Raw genomic sequence first — 16765 nt, 5'->3', positions numbered from 1 at the left:
CGGCAGCGCCCCGCCGTCCCCTGTTCGGATTCCGTCCCCGGGGTCAAAGGGGCAGCAGCACGGCGGCGGTGCGGACCAGGGCGTCGTCGACGGTGAACCGGCCGGTGACCAACGCGGGCGGATCGGCCACCGGTGCGCCGTCGCACCGTGCCGGCGCGATGCGGGCGGTGAACGTGCCGGCGTCCGGATCGAGCTCCACCAGGGCGTCGTGGAAGTCCAGCCACGTCCCGACGACCGGGTGCCACACCTTGTAGACGGTCTCCTTGGCGCTGAACACCACCGCCGGCCAGGAGGTCCCCACCGGCAGCCGGGAGAACCGCTCCTCCTCCTCGGGCAGGCAGATCAGCCGGCGTACGCCCGCGTTGAGTTCCCGGTGTCCCTCGGCGTCGATGCCGACCGACCGGATCTCACCGGCGCGGGCCGCGACGGCCGCGCAGTAGCCCTGGGTGTGGGTGATGGCGCCGACCACGCCGGCCGGCCAGACCGGCGAACGGTCCGCTGCTGCCGGCACCGCGACCTGAGGCATGCCCAGCGCGGCCATCGCCCGGCGGGCGCAGACCCGCCCGGCGGTGAAGTCGCGGCGGCGGCTCTGCACCGCGCGCTCGGTCAGGCAGGCCCGCTCGGCCGGCAGCAGCACACCCGTCCAGTCCGCCATCCCGGCCACGGCCACCGCCACGGCCGGCGGCAGCAGGTCACGCATCGCCGCCCCCCGAGCCGGCGGCCCGGCCGACCGCGGCGCGGCGGTCGGCCGGGACGACCGTGGAGCCCTTCGTGGCAGGCCCGAACACCCGATCCACGGTCAGCGTCATGAGGGGCATGGTTGGTGAACGTACCGCAATGGTGTAACGCCGTAGCGTTCCGTGGCGCTGACAGGGCGTCGCCGACGGGCGACGGGCTCTGTTGTCGGCGCGGCACGCCGGTGGTGGCCGCCACGTGGAACCGGAGAGGGAGCGCGATGACCGGTGGTGCGGAATCCACGGCATCCCCCATGGACCAACACACGCCGGTGATGCCGGCCTGGACCTGCGGCACCTGCGGCGCAGACTGGCCGTGCGAGACCAAACGCGTGCGATTGCTGGAGGAGTACCGGGCCGACCGGGCGATGCTCAGCGTGTATCTGGGCTCCTGCCTGGCGGCTGCCACGCAGGACCTGTCGGCCGCGCGCGGGACGGTCCTCCAGGACCGGTTCATCGGCTGGCTGCCACGGGAACACCGGCGAATGTGACGGATGCGGGGACGGCTCGCCGTCCCCGCAACCCCGCTCCTGCCGCCACCGCTGCCCGCGTCGGCCGCAACGCCGAACCGGCAGGTCACCGGACGGGCAGATCCGTTCCGTCGACCGTGCTTCCGATCAGGTCGTGGCCCAGGTCGAAGCGGATGCCGTCCGGGTTGGTCAGCTCTGCTTCGGCGTACCACGACCGGTCGGCCTCCGGGTGCGGTCCCACGAGCCCCACCCGCCCGGCGCCGAAGGTGGTGACGACGGCGGCGGGCGCCCCGGTGTCGTAGGTGGCGAGCACGACGCCCGGCACCCCCGGGCGCAGCTCGATCGTCGGCCCGTCCTGGAAGAACATGTGCCGGGAACCGCCGCGCCACCGGACGGGGACCACCGTGTCGTCGACGCTGTCGACGCTCGCCCCGTCGGTGCTGATGTACCGGTTGACCTTCCCGTCGATCAGTCCGAAGCCGGGCCGGCCGGCGGCGAGGTACGCCCCCAGGCAGAAGCCGAGGTAGTGACCGCCGCCCTGGACGAAGTCACGGATCTCGTCGGCGTGGTCACGCAGCCTTCGCCAGGCCGGGTTGATGTTGCCGCCGCCAGGCTGGGCGTAGACGACCGCCTCCGTCAACGTGCTCCGCGAGAGCGGCCGCTCCTCGTCCGGACCGCAGTACTCGGTGCGGAACCCGCTCGGGGCGGCGCGCAGGAGGGCGGCCACGGCCTCGGCGCAGCCCGAACAGGCGGCCGGGCCCCGGTAGACGAGCGCCAGCGGCCGGTCGCGGTCCCCGGTGACCGCCGAGACGCCGGCCCACCCCAGGGCGGCCAGGGTGCCGATGGCGCCGGCACCGACCAGGAGGCGCCGCCGGTCGATCCGGCGCGTCCCGCCGGGCCGCAGGCCCGAACCGATCCATCTCATGTCGCCCGTCCGTCGTTCAACGGCGGTGCCGGGTGGTCGCCTGCCGAGGTGACAGCCGGTGCGCGTCCGGTCCTGAATACATCGACATGCCTGCCCGGCGCCGGGTGCCTCGGTTCCGCCGGACGACCAGTCGGCGAGCACCGCCGGAGAGCAGCGCCACCAGGCCCTCCAGCGGGCCACGGCCGGCCGTGGCCCACCACGCCGTCCCGAACAGCACCATGGCCAGGACCTGCGCGAGGTATCCGGTCACGGGCTCGAAGGAGTCGAGTTCGGAGTTGATGAACATGATGTGCGCGGTGTAGAGCGTCAGTGTCATGCTGCCGGCCGCGGCCAGGGGCACCAGCAGCACGGAGATCGCCCGCCTCGGTCCGGGCCGCGCGACGTGGAAGGCGAGCAGCATGACGGCGAGCAGAGCGATCGCGCTCCCGATCGTGCCGAGCAGGTCGAGCGGGGTGCCGGTGTGCGGCGCGGCGACCGTGAGCCACCACCACGTCGAGGTGGGCGTGCTGCCGTCCGCGCCGAACAGGAGGAGTTCCGTCGTATCGGCCACGGTCAGCCCGCTTCCCGGCTGCGTGAGCCAGATCTGCTGCAAGCCCTCGTACCGGTTCAGCAGGACCCACGACGCCACCGCCGCTCCGGCGGCGAGGAGGACCCCGGTGTAGAGCAACCCGAGGATCACCACCAACCGGTTCAGGGACAACCGCCCGACCACCAGCCCGGCGCAGAGGTACGCCAGCCACGTCGTCGCCGGGAACTCGCCCGTCAACGCCAACTCGGTGAGCAGCGCGCCGGGGGCGTCGAGGAGCTGCGCGAACGCCGGGTTGTCGTAGGTCGGTTCCGGCAGCTGCGGCAGCAGGAGCTGGCGGAGCACGGGAACGCCGGTGGCCACGGCCACCCCGGTGCACGCCACCAACCAGGTCGGCAGGAACACCAGCGGGATCGCCAGCAGGAACATCACCGCGTAGTAGGGCAGGATCACCGAGGCCAGGGACGCGTCGGTGTAGCCCAGCGCCAACCCGATCGCGCCGATGGCCAGGGCCCGGACGCCGAGCGCCGCCACCGGGCCCGCCCCGGCGGCCAGGGGAACCCGGCGTCGACCGGTCAGGAAGGCGATACCGACTCCGGCCAGCACCGCGAACAGGGCAGCCGCCCGCCCTCCGAAGAGCGTGAACGACCAGGTCGGCAGACCCGCGGCGTCAGCCTGGTACAACGAGTGCACGGCGATCATTCCGAACAGCGCGACGCCACGCGCGGCGTCCACGCCGAGCAACCGGGTCCGCCCGGCCGACGGGTCGGCCGTCGCAGGCGGAGTGTCGGCGGCTCTGTCCAGGGTGGTGCGACTGAGGTGGGCGGTCTGTGTCATGGCCGCATCACGGTGTCGACCAGGTCGCAGCCGAGATCCGTGCCGAGCCGGTCGGCGATCGGTAACCCGGCGTCGACGTACCAGTCGTCGGTGGCCTCGGGGTGGGGGCCGACGACCGCGACCCGGCCCGCGCCGAAGGCGGTGGTCAGCGCGGCGATGGTGCCGTTCGGGTAGGTCGCGAGGACGTCGGCTGTGGCCTCCGGGCGCAGCCAGAAGTACGGGCCGTCCTGGAAGAAGAGCGTCCGCCGCCGGCCGCGCCAGGAAACCTGGACGACGGTGTTCCCTTCCGAGCGGACCGTGGCGGCGGACGAAACGGTGTACTGGTCGGTGTCCCCGGGCAGGAGGCCGAAGCCGGGGGTGGCCCCCGCGAGGTAGCCGCCGAGGCAGATCCCGAGGTACCTGCCGCCGGAGTGGACGAACTGCCTGATCTCGTCGCGGTGGCGTTTCAGGTGGCGGTAGCCGCGTTTGAGGGTGCCGCCACCGGGCTGGGCGTAGAGCGTCGCCCCGGCCAGGGCCCGACGGGACAACGGCAGGTCCTCGTCCGGGCCGACGTACCGGACGTCGAAGCCCCAACGGCTGGACTTGAGCAGCGCCGCCACCGCCTCGGGGCATCCGGGCAGCGTCGCCGGCCCCCGGTAGACCAGCGCCACCGGCGGCTCCGGCAGCCCGGGGAGCGGCGAACGGACCGTCAAACCACGGCCGGCGAGGGCCCGCCCGCCTGCGGCGAGCAACCGACCCATGTTCCCCATCGCCATCACGACCTCGCCGGCAGCGGGTTGTCGAGGGTCAGCGCGGTGCAGCGGACCCCACCCCCGCCCTTCGCGAGTTCGGTCGTGTCGAGTTCGACGACCCGCAGGCCGCGCTCGCGCAGCGCGGTCGCCAGCCGTGGCGCTCCCCTGGTCATGGTCACGGTGGCGCCGTCACTGATCAGGTTGAGCGCGAAGCGCGCCGCCTCCTCGACGGCGACCTCGATCAGGTCCATGCCGAGGCCGCGCAGCCGGCGGCGGCTCGGCTCGTCGAGGGCGTCCGGGCAGTAGGCGAGCGTGCGTCCCGGCTCGACGACCCCGACCGCCAGGTCGAGGTCGTACCACCGGTGGCTCACCGTGCACAGCGGCACCACCTCGTAGCCGAGCTCCCGCGCGAGCACGGCGTGCATCCGCCGGTCGGTCCGCTGGCCGTGGCCGGCGAGCAGCAGATCGCCGCAGGCCAGGGCGTCGCCCTGCCCGCTGAACGGGTACGGCGCCTCCAGGACCTCGAAGTCGTGGTTGATCAGCCACTCCTGGAAGTACGGCAGCTCCGCCTTGCGCTCGGGCGGCGGTGCTCCCAGCACGGCCCGGCGACCCCGCACCAGCGCGGCGTTCGCGGTGAAGACCATGTCCGGGCACTCCGGCGCCGACGCCACGTACTCGATGCGGCGTCCCGCCGCCCGGTGCGCGGCGATGATGCGCTCGTGTTCGAGAATCGCCACCGCGCGGTCGGGCTGCACCTCGGTGTGCATGTACGGGTTGATCTCGTAGTCGACCCGGAAGTGGGCCGCGTCGGAGACCAGCAGTGCCTTGTTCATCGAGCGTTCTTCCTCTCGGGGAGCGGATGACGGACGGGGATCGCGGTCCACGGCGTGGTGCGAACCGCGGCGGTACGGCGGCATCAGGCCGCCCGTTGTCTGGTGCCGGCCCGGGCGAGCACCCCCTGGGCGGGGATCCCGCGCCATCGGGTCCCGGGAATCAGGTGTTCGCCCTTCATCAGCAGCGAGAGCGAGCCCAACATGACGTCGTCGCCGACGACGGCGTCGTAGAGCACGATGGCGCGGGTGCCGATCGTGGCGCCGGCACCGACCGTGACGACGGACATCTTCATCACCCGGTCCTCGAACAGGTGGGTCTGGAGCGACACCTCGGTGCCCACGGTCGCGTCGTCGCCGATCTCGACCAGGTCGAACTCGGTGAGGTACGTCGTGCCGATCCAGGTGCGTCTGCCGACGCGGACCCCGAACCAGCGCAGCATCGGCGGCAGGAACGGGGTGCCGACCAGGAGCCCGATGCCGGCGGGCACCGCCGCGGCCTCGTAGAGGCCGGTGACGAACTCGGTGCGGCGGACGAAGCCACTCCACAGCGGTTCCACCCGGGGCCGGTAGGTGCCGACGACGTTGCGTTTGGTCGCCGCGCAGAAGGCGATCACCGCGACGCTCGACGCCATCGCGACGAAGGGCGACACCAACGCCGGCACGAGCAGGTCCCGGCCGTTGGCGAGCGAGGACAACGCCAGAAGGTAGAGGTAGAAGCTGGCGCCGAGCACCGATGCGGGCAGGGTCGCGCGGAAGAACTCGACGAACAGCCGGCGGGCCACCACGACGCGCGGCGGACGGAACGTCACCGCCTCCGAGAAGGAACCGCTGCTCTGGCGTACCGGCAGGTGCATCGCCGGTGAGCCCAACCAGGACGTGCCCTCGGGGACACCGGCGTCGGGCGGCAGCGTGCCGACGCCGATCAGGGATCCGTCGCCCAGCACCGTGCCGGCCGGTACGAACGCGGCGTTGCCGACGAAGGCCCGGCTGCCGACCGTGGTGGGCAGGAACGCCATCCGGCCGTTGGCGAACGTCGCGGCGCCGAGGCTGGCCATGTCGGCGACGAAGCTCTCCGAGCCCAGGGTGAGCAGGTCCGGGTCGAGGTGCGCGGCGGTGGAGACCTCGGCGCCACGGCCGACCCGGGCACCGAGCAGCCGCAGCCACGGCCCGGTGTAGAGGGTCGCGTAGAGCGAGTTGGTGAACATGAGGCTGGACTCGAGCAGCTTGTCGGCGATCCACTTCCGTACGCCGAGCATCGAGTGGAGGCGGTGGTGGACGCCGACCGGTACCCGCGGCAGCACGAGACGCTTGCCGGCGGCGACCAGCGCGCAGACGGTGAGCACGTAGACGATTCCGGCCGGGATGGTCGCGACCAGGCCGGCAAGCAGGCCTCGGGTCAGCAGCACCCACCACACCAGCGCCACGCTGGGCAGGACCATCGCGATGGCCCCGAGCTCCAGCCCGATCAGGCCGACCAGCGCGGCGGCGCCGTGGTGCACACGCCAGCCACGCCGCAGGCGGCGGTAGCTGAGCAGGGACTCCACGGTGGGAGCGAGCCGGGGAATCGGCGCCGGCGGTGAGCCCGCCCACCGCGCCCCGGGCGGCACCGCCTCGCCGTGGGCGAGGACGGACTGCTCGCCGAGGCCGGCTCGCGCCCCGACCGAGGCGCCGGGTTCGAGGACCGCGTTCGCGCCGACGAAGGCGTCCGCCCCGATCGTGATCGGACCGACGACGACCCAGCCGTCCTCTGCCCGCCACGGCCGCAGCGAGACGCCGTACCCGACCGAGGCGTCCCGGCCGACGGAGATCAGGGTCGGCAGGCTGATCGCGCTGGTCGCGATCATGGTCCGGCAGCCGACCCGGGCACCGAGCAGCCGCAGGTAGGCCGCCATCAGCGGAGAGCCGCTGAGCACGGGCAGCGGCCCGACCGCCAGCAGCGTGTCCACCGCCCAGAGCCGCACGTAGGTGAGCCCCCACAGGCGGTACCGGCCGGGCCGGATGCCCGCAGCCAGCGGCCGGGCCAGCAGCACCGGCAGTACCCACCGCACGCCGAGATAGCTGAGCAGGATCGCGATCATCAGCTCCGCGAGGACGCGGGCCGACACGAGACCGTCGTTGCGGGTGTAGACGAAGGAGACGGGGAGCGTGACTGCCAGCAGCAGCAGGTAGATCACCGCCACCTGGCCGGACCCGGCGAGCGCGATTCGCCGGCTGCGGTGCCGCAGCGGGGCGGGGCGGGGCGGGGCGGCGGGCCCGCCGGTCCGATCGGCGGCGCCGAGATGAGCGGCCATGCCCCGTACGGTCGGGTGGGCGTACAGGTCCCGGACCGCCGGGCTCACGCCGACCTTGCGGGCGCGCAGCAGCGACACCACCCGCGCCGCGAGCAGCGAATGCCCTCCGAGGTCGGTGAAGAAGCCCGCCTCGACCGAGAGCGACTCGGCCTCGATGCCGAACGCCTCCGCCCATGCCGCGCGTACCTGCTCCTCCAACTCGCCCGCGGCGGCCACCAGCGGGCCGGCGGGGAGGGTGAGCCGGCGGTGCGGCGGGGGCAGCCGTTTCCGGTCGACCTTTCCGCTCGGCATGGTCGGCAGGGCGGCGACGACGTCCAGGAAGGAGGGCACCATGTAGCCGGGCAGCCGGGTCTGCATGGTCTGGCACAGCCGTACGGCCAACTCCTCCCCGCCGCCCTCGTCACCGTCGTGCGCGACGAGGTAGGCGGCCAGTTCGTGGGGGGCGTCCGGGTCGTCGGCGACCGGGACCAGCGCGGCTACGGCCTCGGCCACCTCCGGGTCCTCCAGCAGCACGCTCTCGATCTCACCGAGGTCAACCCGGTGACCACGGATCTTCACCTCGGAGTCCGCCCGGCCCAGGTACTCGATCTCGCCTTCCGGGGTGATCCGACCCAGGTCCCCGGTGCGGTACAGCCGACTGCCGGGGGGTGCCAGAGCGTGTTCGATGAACCGGTCGGCGGTCAGGTCCGGGCGCCCCACGTATCCGCGCGCCACCCCCGGACCGCCGATGCAGATCTCACCCACCTCGCCGTCGGCGACCGGCTGCCGCTGCTCGTCCAGCAGCGCCACGGAGTAGGTGGGCAGGGGCCGCCCGATGGTGACCGGGCGTCCGGGGAGCAGTTCTCCCCAGGTCGCGGTGACCGTGGCCTCGGTCGGCCCGTAGGTGTTGAGGATGCGCCGGCCGGGCCGGCTCCACCGCTCGACCAGTTGCCCCGGGCACGCCTCCCCGCCGACGAGCAGGTTGCGGATCCGGGGCAGGTCGCGCGGGACGGTGGCCAGCAGGGTGGGTACGCAGTAGAAGACGGTGACGCGTGCCTCGTCGAGGAAGTCCGCCAACTCCGCGCCGAGGCGGCGGGAGTCGTTCGGACCGGCCACCAGGGTGGCGCCGACCGACCAGGTCGGCCAGATCTCCTCGATCGCGAAGTCGAAGGCGATCGTCATGCCCTGGTAGACCCGGTCCGTCGGGCGCACGTCGTACACGCCGGGCACCACGTCGAGGAAGTTGCAGATGCTCGACTGCGCGACCTCGACGCCCTTGGGCCGACCGCTCGACCCGGAGGTGTAGATGACGTAGGCGCTGGGGTCCCGGCTCCCGTCGTCGCCGAGCGCCGGCCGGTCGTCCCGCGCCGCGGCCAGTTCGGCGGCGCACTCGTCGACGACGAGAGCAGGTCGGCCGCCAACCCGGTCGGCGAGGGCCGAGGACGTCACCGTCAGGTCGACGTCGGAGTCCTCGGCGATGTAGGCGACCCGGTCGGCCGGGGACTCGGGATCGATCGGCACGAAGGCGGCGCCGGCCTTTCCGATGCCCAGCAACGCCACGTACGTCTCGACGGATCGTCGCAGCAGGATGGCCACCCGCGAGCCGTCACCGACACCGAGCGCGCGCAGGTGGTGGGCCAACCGGTTGGCGCGTTCGTCCAGTTCGCGGTAAGTCAGCCGGGCACCCTCGCACTCGAGGGCGACGGCCGACGGATTCCGTTCGCACGCGGTTTCGAACACGTGGTGCAGACGCCGTGTGCGTGTGACGCCGCCTCCGTCCCCTGGCCCCGTCCCGGGGGCGACGGCCAGTGAACCGACCACGAAGCGCGCGGCCGCGTCCGGAGGATGCTCCGGCCGCAGGGGCGACGTGGGTGTGCCGGTGAGACCTGCCTGCTTCACGGAACCGCAAACCTCCTGCTTGATCACGAGTCAGCCCCGGCGCCGCGCGGCGGATACCCCCGCGGTCACCAGGCGGGTGGCAGGGGTTTCCGGCGGAAGCCGGGACGGGGGCACGAGCAAATGGACGGCGAGATGTGCCGTGAGGCCCACCGGGGGCGTCACGGAAGTGGCGAAGTGTCGTGACCGGGGTCGCCTGAACCGCTGGCTGTCGCTCTGGTCAGCCGGTGCTGGCTCCCGTGGACGAGCGGGACTCGTCGGTCGCGTACGGGTGGGGCGAGCCGTCGGCGCCCCGAGGGCTGAGGGTCGGGCGTTGCGGTCCTGACCAGACGGTGGTCGCGGCGACCGGGAGGCGCGTCAGGGAGCCTGCGGTGCCGAGGACTCCGCCGGGGCGTGCGGGGCGATGTCGCCGTCCGGTGACCTCGACGAGGACCGGGGCGGAGTTGGCGACGGGAAGTCCCTTGAGGACGGCAGGCGTCCCACCGTCGTGAATGTAAACGACCACTCGGATGAGACTAGGGAGGCAATAAGAGTTTTATGTCTGGTTATGCCTCGTTGCGTGACGGGGAGTTTCCAGAAGATGAATGTCCGGATGAACGGCCCGTCAAGCGACGCGGGTGACGAACGACGCATCTAGTCGGATAGGGGTAATCCGGTCGCAAACCTCCCGCTGAGCAGAGGTCGATGCGGCGCGGCGTCTCGCCCCGGCGATCTTGCACTTTCCGCCCAGGCAATGCGGGCATAAGCCGCAAACCGGGGGCAGAAAGTGCAAGATCGCGGGTGCGGGGTGCGGGGTGCGGGGTGCGGGGTGCGGGGTGCGGGGTGCGGGGTGCGGGGTGCGGGGGTGGGGAGGGGGAGGTGTGGTCAGTATGCGTGTGTCACGGTGATCGTGATGTTCGTGCAGGAGCTGGCCCGGCTGGTCAACGCGCTCTTCTCGGCACTGTCGACGCTCAGTCGCCACCGGGTCTTCACCGCCACCCACTCGCCGACGTACCGGCACTTCTCGTGGGTCGGCATCCAGGTCGCCGGGTCCTGGTCGCCCTTGGACTGGTTGACGTTGTCGGTCACCGCGACCAGCGAGCGGACGTCGCCGAGGTCGTTGGCGAACGCCTGCCGCCGTGAGGTGGTCCAGTTCCGGGCGCCCGAGTCCCACGCCTCGGCCAGCGGGACCATGTGGTCGATGTCCAGGTCGGACGGGTTCGTCCAGTAGGTCGCGTCGTAGTAGGAGCGCCAGCGTCCATCGGTCAACTGGCAGCCGGAGCCCACCGTGGGGCGGGTGGTGGCCTCGGCGATCAGCACCTCGTACCGGGTGTTGCAGCCGTCGGAGTCGGCGTCGGTCCAGTGCGGGAACAGGCTCCGGGAGTATCCGGTGCGGACCTCGGTGGCCACCGGCAGGTCGGCGACGAGGGTGCGCAGCGGCACCGAGACGGTTGCCGCGTGGGCGGGGGCGGACAGGCCGAGGGTGGCGGCGGTGACGGTGGCCAGCAGGCCGCCGGTCCAGCGGAGGGTACGGGTCATCGCGAACTCCGTCCGATCGATCGGGGGTTGGCCGACAGTGCAGCCGGCGCGGGTGCCGACGGGCCGGACCCCGGATGACTGGAAAACCAAATCTATCGATACGTTACGGGAAGCCGGCTGTCGGTGGGAATTCCGCCGGGCGCAAATGTGGCGGACGCCGGGCCCGGGCGGCGCCCACCGATCCGTACGGTTTGTGCAAGATGACGGACCGTCAGATGTCGGATGTAAACCATCCGTTTGGTGTCGCATAGGTCGGAAATCTGACCGAAGTCGACCCGTTGTGTCCGTGGTACGGGGTGGTTAAGCTCTTGGTGCGCGCCCCAATCGCCCGCTTCCCCCGTGGCAGGCGATCGGGGCGCGCATCTACGTCGACGGGCCCGCACGCCACCGCGTGCGGGCCCGTTCTCCGTGCACCCGCCGTGCAGGGCGCGCGGCGGGTGCCGGGTCGTCCGTCAGATCCAGCGGCCGTCCAGCCACATCCGCGCCGACCACTCCGCGTACGGCAGCACCTTCCCGACGAAGACCGGATAGAAGTACGCGAAGCAGAGCGCGACCAGCAGGACGTACGCCCCGGCGATCACGCCGCCGACCAGCCGGCGGTCCCGTGCCTCGTCCAACTCCCCGCGCGTGACGGCAGGGCCGGCACCCCCCGACGGCCCGGCGACGGCACCCGGTGGACCGGTCGGCGTGACGATCGCGCCCAGCACGTAGACCACCGCCAGGACCAGGAACGGCAGGGCCGGCGCGGTGTAGAAGGAGAACATCGTCCGGCCGTCGAGCGCGAACCAGAACCAGGGCAGCAGGCCGGCCGCCACGACGAGCAGGATCGCCCCCGCCCGCCAGTCCCGCCGGGCCAGGCCCAGCCAGACCAGCGCCACCAGGGCGGGCAGGAACGACCACCAGAGCAGGGGAGTGCCGAGCAGCAGGACCTCAGAGGCGCAGCTGGGCGCCCCGCAGGGCCCGTTGCCGGACCAGTAGAAGGCGACCGGCCGGCCGAGCAGCAGCCACTGCCACGGCCAGGACTGGTACTTGTGCGGGTCGTCGAGGCCGGTGTGGAAGCCGTACGCCGCCTTGTGGTACTCGATCAGGTTGTTCAGCGCGCCGAACACCGGGGTGTCGCTCAGCGGCGCGTTCGGGTACCGCTCGGCGAGCCGGTAGTAGCCGTCGTCGCCGAGCAGCCAGCCGGACCAGGTGCCGACGTAGGTGACCACCATCAGCACCCCGGCCAGCACCAGCCACGGCACCTCGTCGAGGAGGGTGTCCCGCCACGGCCGGCGTACGCCGGCGGAGCGGCGGACCCCGACCTCCCAGAGGATCACCAGCAGCGCGAAGACGGGCAGGAAGTAGAGCGCGCTCCACTTGACCGCGCAGGCGCAGCCGAACAGGACCCCGGCGGCGAGCCGCCACCACGGCCAGTTCCGCCAGCCGCCCGCCGGCCGCCCGGCCCGCCCCGGCCGGCCCGGATCCAGGCCGGCCTCCAGCGCCCGGGCCCACCGGCGCCGCCGGGCGTCCCGGTCGAGCACCAGGGCGCCGAACGTGGCCAGCACGAAGAAGAGCAGGAAGATGTCGAGCAGCGCGGTGCGGGACAGCACCAGGTGGAAACCGTCCAGCGCGAGCAGCAGGCCGGCGGCGCAGCCGAGCACGGTCGAGTGGAACATCCGCCGGCCGATGCGGATCAGCAGCAGCACCGACAGGGTGCCGATGACCGCCGCCGAGAACCGCCAGCCGAACTCCGGGGCGGTCGTCGTCAGGTGCCCCGGCACGGAGATGCCGTGCTCGGCGTCGGAGTAGCCGAAGGCCCACTCGCCGAGCCCGATGAGCCACTTGCCCAGCGGCGGGTGGACCACGTACGACGGGCCGTTGTCCTTGAAGTTCCACTCGACGCCCTTGTCGACCAGCGCCCAGGCGTCGCGGGCGTAGTAGGTCTCGTCGAAGATCTTGCCCGGCGGATGGCTCAGGTTGGCGAAGCGCAGGATCGCCGCGATCGCGACGATCACGCCCGTGGCCAGCCAGGAACGCCCGTCCAGCCGGGCCTCGACGGTGGCCAGCCGCCGCCGGAGGACGCCGGGGAGCCCGCCGCCGGAAGCCGGGGACGCTTCCTCCGGCGTCTTCCCGTCCGTGGGATCCGGTCCCGCCTGGTTCGCGCTCTGTGCTGTCGACGCACTCGTCACTCGGCGATCGTAGGCTGCGAAGGTGCCCGGTGGCGCCCGTCGTCCCCGATAACCGGTACCACCGTCGATGAAGGAGCTGCATCTCGTGGGTGATATGTCCGACACCGGGCGCCTGGTCCTGCTCGGCGCCCCGCTCGGCAACCCCGCCGACGCCTCCGCCCGGTTCCGCGAGGCGCTCGCCGCCGCGGACGTGGTGGCCGCCGAGGACACCCGCCGGCTCACCCGGCTGGCCCGGGACCTCGACGTCACCGTCGGCGGCCGGATCGTCTCCTACTTCGAGGGCAACGAGGAGCGGCGCACGCCCGAGCTGGTCGAGGTGCTGGCCAGCGGCTACGTGGTCGCCCTGGTCACCGACGGCGGCATGCCGAGCGTCTCCGACCCGGGCTACCGGCTGGTCCGGGCAGCCCTGGACGCGGGCGTGCCGGTCACCGCCGCGCCCGGCCCGAGCGCGGTCACCACCGCCCTGGCGCTGTCCGGCCTGCCCTGCGACCGGTTCTGCTTCGAGGGCTTCCTGCCGCGTACCCCCGGCGCCCGCCGGTCCCGCCTGCGGGCGCTGGCCGCCGAGGAGCGGACGCTCGTCTTCTTCGAGGCGCCGCACCGGATCGCCGCCGCACTCGCCGACCTGGCCGCCGCGTTCGGCGCGGACCGGCCCGCCGCGCTCTGCCGCGAGCTGACCAAGACGTACGAGGAGATCGTCCGCCGTCCGCTCGGCGAACTGGCCGACTGGGCGGCCGAGGGGGATCCGCGCGGCGAGATCACCCTCGTGGTGGCCGGCGCGCCCGAGTCGGCCCCCGAACGGCCCGACGACGACACGCTGCGGGCCGCCGTCGCCGCCCGGGAGGCCGCCGGCCTGTCCCGCCGGGACGCCATCACCGAGGTCGCCACGGGGTACGGCCTGCGCCGTCGCGACGTCTACGCCGTCGTGCACGCCTGAGCCGCCGGGGGCCACCAGGCGGCCGCCACCAGGCTCAACGACAGGCCAGGCCGCACATCGGCGACAAATCGGACAGGTTGCAGACCTGTTTCGGTCGGGCCTCTCCCCGCGGACCCTATTGGTTCGCGGTCGCCGCGAGCGGGTCACTAGGCTTGCTGGTCATGAGTCACGTTCTCGCGGCGGTCGCCTGGCCGTACGCCAACGGCCCGCGCCACATCGGCCACGTCTCCGGTTTCGGCGTTCCCTCCGACGTCTTCAGCCGGTACATGCGGATGGCCGGCCACGACGTGCTCATGGTGTCGGGCACCGACGAGCACGGCACCCCCATCCAGGTGCAGGCGGACGCCGACGGGGTCACCCCGCGCGAGCTGGCCGACCGCTACAACCGGGTGATCGTGGAGGACCTGCACGGCCTCGGGCTCTCCTACGACCTGTTCACCCGCACCACCACCCGCAACCACTACGCGGTGGTGCAGGAGCTGTTCGAGGGGATGTACCGCAACGGCTACATCGTCCCGAAGACCACCATGGGGGCGATCTCCCCGTCCACCGGCCGGACACTGCCCGACCGCTACATCGAGGGCACCTGCCCGATCTGCGGCTACGACAGCGCCCGCGGCGACCAGTGCGACAACTGCGGCAACCAGCTCGACCCGATCGACCTGATCGACCCGAAGTCGCGGATCAACGGGGAGACCCCGAAGTTCGTCGAGACCGAGCACTTCTTCCTCGACCTGCCCGCCCTGGCCGACGTGCTGCGGCAGTGGCTCGACACCCGCGAGGGCTGGCGGCCCAACGTGCTGCGCTTCTCGAGGAACCTGCTCGACGACCTCCAGCCCCGGGCCATCACCCGTGACCTGGAGTGGGGCGTGCCGATCCCGCTCGACGGCTGGCGGGAGCGCCCCGACAAGCGCATCTACGTCTGGTTCGACGCCGTGATCGGCTACCTGTCCGCCTCGATCGAGTGGGCCCGCCGCTCCGGCGACCCCGAGGCCTGGCGCAGGTGGTGGTCCGCCGACGCGGAAGGCAAGGACGCGTGCGGCTACTACTTCATGGGCAAGGACAACATCGTCTTCCACTCGGTGATCTGGCCGGCACTGCTCTCCGGCTACTCGGGCGAGGGCAGCCGGGACGGCGAGCCGGGCCGGCTGGGCCGGCTCAACCTGCCCACCGAGGTGGTCTCCAGCGAATACCTCACCATGGAGGGGAAGAAGTTCTCCTCCTCCCGCCGGGTCGTCATCTACGTCCGGGACTTCCTGGAGCGCTACGACGCCGACGCGCTGCGCTACTTCATCGCCGCCGCCGGGCCGGAGAGCAACGACACCGACTTCACCTGGGCCGAGTTCCTCCGCCGCAACAACGACGAGCTGGTCGCCGGCTGGGGCAACCTGGTCAACCGGTCCGTCTCCATGGCGGCCAAGAACTTCGGCGCCGTCCCGCCGGTCGACCCGGCCGGCCTCACCGAGGCCGACGAGGCGCTGCTCGCAGTCGCCCGGGCCGGCTTCGCCACGGTCGGCGACCTGATCGCCCGGCACCGGCAGAAGCAGGCCATCGGCGAGGCGATGAAGGTGGTCGCGGAAGCCAACCGGTACCTCTCCGAACAGGCGCCGTGGAAGCTCAAGGGCGACGACGAAAAGCCGCGGATGGGCACCATCCTGCACGTCGTCCTCCAGGTGGTCAGCGACGCCAACACGCTGCTCACCCCGTTCCTGCCGCACTCCGCGCAGAAGGTGCACGAGCTGCTCGGCGGCACCGGCGTGCACGCCCCGATGCCGGTCATCGAGGAGGTCGAGGACCTCGACGGCGGCCCCGCGTACCCGGTGCTGACCGGTGACTACACCATCGGCGCGCGCTGGGAGTCCGTGCCGCTGGAGGCCGGCCGGCCACTGGCCGCACCGAAGCCGGTCTTCCGCAAGCTCGACCCGTCGATCGTCGACGAGGAGCTGGCCCGCCTGGCCGACTGACGGCCGGCACGCGACGACGGGCGCGACCCTCCCGGGGGTCGCGCCCGTCGGCGTACGCGCTCAGGCCCGGGCCATCGCGGGCGCGCCGATGAAGTCCATGATCGCGCGATTCACCTCGGCCGGGTGCGTCCACGGGATGCCGTGCGGCGCCCCCTTCAGGGTCACCAGCTTGCCGTCGGGCAGCATCGACGCCAGTCGCTGGCCGGTCACCGGGTATGGCAGCACGGCGTCCTTGTCGCCCTGGACGATCAATATCGGGACGTCGATGTTCGGCAGGTCGCCCCGGAAGTCGGTCTGCCAGGCATCCACGCAGTCGTGCGTACCCTTCGCCGAGGCCCGCGCGCCGATCTCCCAGTGCCCCCGGAACGCCTCCTCGCTGACCACCCTGCCCTTGTTCTCCTGATAGTTGAAGAACGCCTCGCAGAAGGTGGTGAGGTAGGCGAACCGGTCGTCGACGATCGCCTGCTGGAAACCGTCGAAGAGGCTCTTCTCGACCCCCTCCGGGTCCTCGGAGGTCTTCAGCAGGAACGGCGCGAGCGGGGCCAGCAGCACCGCGCGGTCGACCCGCTGCGAGCCGTACACGCCCAGGTAGCGGGTCACCTCGCCGGTGCCCATCGAGTGGCCGACCAGGATCGCGTCGCGCAGGTCCAGCTCGCCCATCAACACGTCGAGGTCGGCGGCGAACGTGTCGTAGTCGTAGCCGAAGCTCGGCTGCGCCGAATTGCCGAAACCCCGCCGGTCGTACGTGATCACGCGGTAGCCCGCGGCGAGCAGGGGGCCGCTCATCTTCTCCCAGGTCGCCCCGTTGAACGGGAAGCCGTGGATCAGCACGACCGGCTGCCCCTGGCCGTGATCCTCGTAGTACAGGTCGATGGGGGCGGAATTCTCCGTCCCCACGGTGATGAAAGGCATACGCGTCTCCTGGTCACGTGACGGTCGGACGCCCGCGGGTTCCC

The 16765-nt window shown here is 72.3% G+C and carries 13 protein-coding genes; 3 read left to right on the top strand and 10 right to left on the bottom strand.

Translation table 11 applies throughout. The features are described from left to right. Nucleotides 1-43: 43 nt before the first annotated feature. Entirely contained in the window at nucleotides 44-700 is a 657-nt protein-coding gene (locus tag AB0D32_RS02660) for a 4'-phosphopantetheinyl transferase superfamily protein (protein WP_357083684.1), read from the bottom strand. Nucleotides 701-988: 288 nt separating this feature from the next. Here AB0D32_RS02660 and AB0D32_RS02655 point away from each other — a divergent pair, with 288 nt between their 5' ends. After that, on the top strand, nucleotides 989-1225 hold the full coding sequence (locus tag AB0D32_RS02655; RefSeq protein ID WP_357083681.1) for a hypothetical protein: 237 nt from the start codon (nucleotides 989-991) through the stop codon (nucleotides 1223-1225). Nucleotides 1226-1310: 85 nt separating this feature from the next. On the opposite strand, the gene AB0D32_RS02650 is transcribed toward AB0D32_RS02655, so the two are convergent. From AB0D32_RS02650 to AB0D32_RS02615, 8 genes are all read right to left on the bottom strand, one after another. Then, entirely contained in the window at nucleotides 1311-2129 is an 819-nt protein-coding gene (locus AB0D32_RS02650; protein ID WP_357083678.1) for a BPL-N domain-containing protein, read from the bottom strand. A gap of 16 nt (nucleotides 2130-2145) precedes the next feature. After that, nucleotides 2146-3492, bottom strand: a complete 1347-nt coding sequence (locus tag AB0D32_RS02645) for a heparan-alpha-glucosaminide N-acetyltransferase domain-containing protein (protein WP_357083675.1) — start codon at nucleotides 3490-3492, stop codon at nucleotides 2146-2148. Further along, entirely contained in the window at nucleotides 3489-4247 is a 759-nt protein-coding gene (locus tag AB0D32_RS02640; RefSeq protein ID WP_357083672.1) for a BPL-N domain-containing protein, read from the bottom strand. The genes AB0D32_RS02645 and AB0D32_RS02640 overlap by 4 nt, the downstream gene beginning before the upstream one ends. Further along, nucleotides 4247-5056: an arginine deiminase-related protein gene (locus AB0D32_RS02635; RefSeq protein WP_357083669.1), complete on the bottom strand. Its 810-nt coding sequence runs from the start codon at nucleotides 5054-5056 to the stop codon at nucleotides 4247-4249. Before AB0D32_RS02635 ends, AB0D32_RS02640 begins: the two co-directional genes overlap by 1 nt. An 83-nt stretch (nucleotides 5057-5139) precedes the next feature. Continuing rightward, nucleotides 5140-9066: a Pls/PosA family non-ribosomal peptide synthetase gene (locus tag AB0D32_RS02630; RefSeq protein ID WP_357083666.1), complete on the bottom strand. Its 3927-nt coding sequence runs from the start codon at nucleotides 9064-9066 to the stop codon at nucleotides 5140-5142. A gap of 376 nt (nucleotides 9067-9442) precedes the next feature. Then, nucleotides 9443-9727 (bottom strand): hypothetical protein, encoded by a 285-nt coding sequence (locus tag AB0D32_RS02625; RefSeq protein WP_357083663.1) that lies wholly within the window; start codon nucleotides 9725-9727, stop codon nucleotides 9443-9445. 359 nt (nucleotides 9728-10086) lie between these two features. Continuing rightward, complete coding sequence (locus AB0D32_RS02620) at nucleotides 10087-10740, bottom strand: HNH endonuclease family protein (protein ID WP_357083660.1); 654 nt, start codon at nucleotides 10738-10740, stop codon at nucleotides 10087-10089. Between the two features lie 452 nt (nucleotides 10741-11192). Further along, a complete protein-coding gene (locus AB0D32_RS02615) occupies nucleotides 11193-12911 on the bottom strand; it encodes a phospholipid carrier-dependent glycosyltransferase (RefSeq protein ID WP_357083657.1) in 1719 nt (572 codons plus the stop codon). Between the two features lie 85 nt (nucleotides 12912-12996). Between AB0D32_RS02615 and rsmI the strand changes: the two genes are divergently transcribed. Together rsmI and metG are read left to right on the top strand one after the other, a co-directional pair. Then, nucleotides 12997-13845 (top strand): 16S rRNA (cytidine(1402)-2'-O)-methyltransferase, encoded by an 849-nt coding sequence (rsmI, locus tag AB0D32_RS02610; RefSeq protein WP_357083654.1) that lies wholly within the window; start codon nucleotides 12997-12999, stop codon nucleotides 13843-13845. 161 nt (nucleotides 13846-14006) lie between these two features. Further along, entirely contained in the window at nucleotides 14007-15809 is a 1803-nt protein-coding gene (gene metG, locus AB0D32_RS02605) for a methionine--tRNA ligase (protein WP_357083650.1), read from the top strand. 60 nt (nucleotides 15810-15869) lie between these two features. On the opposite strand, the gene AB0D32_RS02600 is transcribed toward metG, so the two are convergent. Beyond that, nucleotides 15870-16721, bottom strand: coding sequence for an alpha/beta hydrolase (locus AB0D32_RS02600; protein ID WP_357083646.1), 852 nt, complete (start codon nucleotides 16719-16721; stop codon nucleotides 15870-15872). Between the last annotated feature and the right edge of the window lie 44 nt (nucleotides 16722-16765).

The organism is Micromonospora sp. NPDC048170, assembly GCF_040652795.1.
Classification (GTDB): Bacteria; Actinomycetota; Actinomycetes; order Mycobacteriales; family Micromonosporaceae; genus Micromonospora.
Note: the sequence above shows the minus strand (reverse complement) of the source record. Positions and strands in the feature narration are given on the sequence as shown.

Bases quoted from the DNA above. Each gene is read 5' to 3' on its own strand.
- AB0D32_RS02660 (WP_357083684.1), bottom strand. From the start codon at position 700: ATGCGTGACCTGCTGCCGCCGGCCGTGGCGGTGGCCGTGGCCGGGATG.
- AB0D32_RS02655 (WP_357083681.1), top strand. From the start codon at position 989: ATGGACCAACACACGCCGGTGATGCCGGCCTGGACCTGCGGCACCTGC.
- AB0D32_RS02650 (WP_357083678.1), bottom strand. From the start codon at position 2,129: ATGAGATGGATCGGTTCGGGCCTGCGGCCCGGCGGGACGCGCCGGATC.
- AB0D32_RS02645 (WP_357083675.1), bottom strand. From the start codon at position 3,492: ATGACACAGACCGCCCACCTCAGTCGCACCACCCTGGACAGAGCCGCC.
- AB0D32_RS02640 (WP_357083672.1), bottom strand. From the start codon at position 4,247: ATGGCGATGGGGAACATGGGTCGGTTGCTCGCCGCAGGCGGGCGGGCC.
- AB0D32_RS02635 (WP_357083669.1), bottom strand. From the start codon at position 5,056: ATGAACAAGGCACTGCTGGTCTCCGACGCGGCCCACTTCCGGGTCGAC.
- AB0D32_RS02620 (WP_357083660.1), bottom strand. From the start codon at position 10,740: ATGACCCGTACCCTCCGCTGGACCGGCGGCCTGCTGGCCACCGTCACC.
- metG (WP_357083650.1), top strand. From the start codon at position 14,007: ATGAGTCACGTTCTCGCGGCGGTCGCCTGGCCGTACGCCAACGGCCCG.
- AB0D32_RS02600 (WP_357083646.1), bottom strand. From the start codon at position 16,721: ATGCCTTTCATCACCGTGGGGACGGAGAATTCCGCCCCCATCGACCTG.